The 909-nt window shown below is 53.1% G+C and carries 1 rRNA gene; it reads left to right on the top strand.

Annotated elements, in window-relative coordinates:
* Window positions 1-39: 39 nt before the first annotated feature.
* Window positions 40-909: ribosomal RNA gene (locus tag SCM96_15960) — 23S ribosomal RNA — on the top strand; the annotation flags it as partial.

Here is a 909-nt window from a genome sequence, read left to right as displayed (position 1 = left end):
GAAGGTAGCAAGAAAAAGATCTTAATTTTATAGAGATACGGTCAAGTTGAAAAGGGTATACGGTGAATGCCTTGGTACCAGTAGGCGATGAAGGACGTGGTTAACTGCGATAAGCCTCGGGGAGCCGGCAAACAGGCTTTGATCCGGGGATTTCCGAATGGGGAAACCTGCCCGAGCAAACCTCGGGTATCCTGACCTGAATACATAGGGTCAGGCGGCCAGACGGGGGGAACTGAAACATCTCATTACCCCCAGGAAGAGAAAGTAATAACGATTCCCTAAGTAGCGGCGAGCGAACGGGAAACAGCCTAAACCAATCTTGTGTGATAGCCTGCCGGCGTTGCAAGATTGGGGTCGCGGGACGTATCATGGTCTTCGGCAGAAGACCGCAGTGCAAGTCAGTTTGTTAGCCGAACGGTCTGGAAAGTCCGGCCACAGCAGGTAAAAGCCCTGTAGGCGAAAATGAACTGACAGCTGTGATATGTTCCCAAGTAGCACGGGACACGTGAGACCCCGTGTGAATCCGGGAGGCCCACCTCCTAAGGCTAAATACCAACTGGCAACCGATAGTGAACCAGTACCGTGAGGGAAAGGTGAAAAGCACCCCGACGAGGGGAGTGAAAAGTACCTGAAACCATGTGCCTACAGTCTGTGGGAGCCCTATGGGTCTTCGGACCAAGGGGTGACCGCGTGCCTTTTGCATAATGAGTCAGCGAGTTACTTTCTGCAGCGAGGTTAAGCCGAAAGAGGTGGAGCCGCAGCGAAAGCGAGTCCGAATAGGGCGAATGAGTTGCAGGGAGTAGACCCGAAACCGGGTGATCTATCCATGTCCAGGGTAAAGCTGGGGTAAGACCCAGTGGAGGCCCGAACCGTAGAAGGTTGAAAACTTCTCGGATGAGGTGTGGATAG

The organism is Acidobacteriota bacterium (genome assembly GCA_033549365.1).
GTDB lineage: Bacteria > Acidobacteriota > Aminicenantia > Aminicenantales > Saccharicenantaceae > JAWSUF01.
Note: the sequence above shows the minus strand (reverse complement) of the source record. Positions and strands in the feature narration are given on the sequence as shown.